General features: G+C 74.5%; 1 protein-coding gene. It reads left to right on the forward strand.

All coding sequences use genetic code 11. The features are described from left to right. Positions 1–76: 76 nt before the first annotated feature. Positions 77–1,164: alpha/beta fold hydrolase (locus AOK24_RS34610; RefSeq protein WP_055723948.1), on the forward strand; the 1,088-nt coding region annotated here is incomplete at its 3' end.

Below are 1,164 nucleotides of genomic sequence, written 5' to 3' on the forward strand. Positions count from 1 at the left end.
CCCCCCGCACCTCGGCGGGCGCGCCCCGCGAACCCCGCCTATCGTGACCGTGGGCACTGCGCTCCGGGAGGCATCGATGCTGGTCACCTTGGTCGTCGCGGTCTCCCTGCTCGGCGCGGGGACAGCCGCCCCCACCCCGGATTCCGCCCCCTTCGACCGGCAGCGGGTCGTCTGGTCGGCGTGCGAGGACCAGGACGTGCCGAAGGATCTGGAGTGCGGAAAGGTCACCGTCCCTCTCGACCACGCCCACCCCGGCGCCGGGACCCTCGAACTCGCGCTCGCCCGCTACCCCGCCACCGGCAAGAAGCACGGCTCGGTGGTGCTGGACTTCGGCGGGCCCGGCGCGGCGGGCGTACCCGAACTCGCCTACAGCCGCCGGACGTTCGCCGATCTCACCAACCACTACGACGTCGTCTCCTTCGACCCCCGGGGCGTCGGCCGTTCCTCTCCGGTGAGTTGCGGGGACTGGGCCTCGGACGAGGAGGAGGTGACGGGCGACGACCCGGGGGCGCTGCTGGCGCGGCTCCGGAAGATCGCCGGGCTCTGCGCGCGGCACTCGGGGCCCGTACTCCCGTACGTGGGCACGGTGTTCGCCGCGCGCGACCTCGACGTGATCCGCTCCGCGCTGGGCGAGCGGAAGCTCAACTACCTCGGTTTCTCGTACGGTTCGCGGCTCGGCGCGGTGTACGCGGCGCAGTTCCCGCGCCGCGTGGGGAGGTTGGCGCTCGACGGGGTGGACACGCTGACCGAGCCGGTCGCCGAGCAGGGCATCGCGGGGGCGCGGGGTCAGCAGGCGGCGCTGGACGGCTTCACGTCCTGGTGCGCGCGGGGCCCCGCCTGCCCGCTGGGCGAGGAGCCGCGCGCGGCGCGGGAGGAGGTCGTCCGGCTGGTGCGGTCGCTGGACGCGCACCCCGTCCGGTCGTATCTGGGCGGGGAGTTCACGGGCCAGGACCTCGTGGGCGCGCTGGGGCAGGCGCTGTACCGGAGGGACTGGTGGCCGGCGCTCCAGGTCGGGCTGACCCGGCTCACGCGGGACGGCGACCCGAGCGGGGTGCAGTCGTTCGCGGCGGGCGGCCTCAACTCACCGCGCCGCAAAGCACCGCACCTCCTCGACCCACCGCGCCGCAAAGCACCACACCTCCTCAACTCCCCTCCCCCGAAAGG

It is taken from the genome of Streptomyces niveiscabiei (genome assembly GCF_001419795.1).
GTDB lineage: Bacteria > Actinomycetota > Actinomycetes > Streptomycetales > Streptomycetaceae > Streptomyces > Streptomyces niveiscabiei.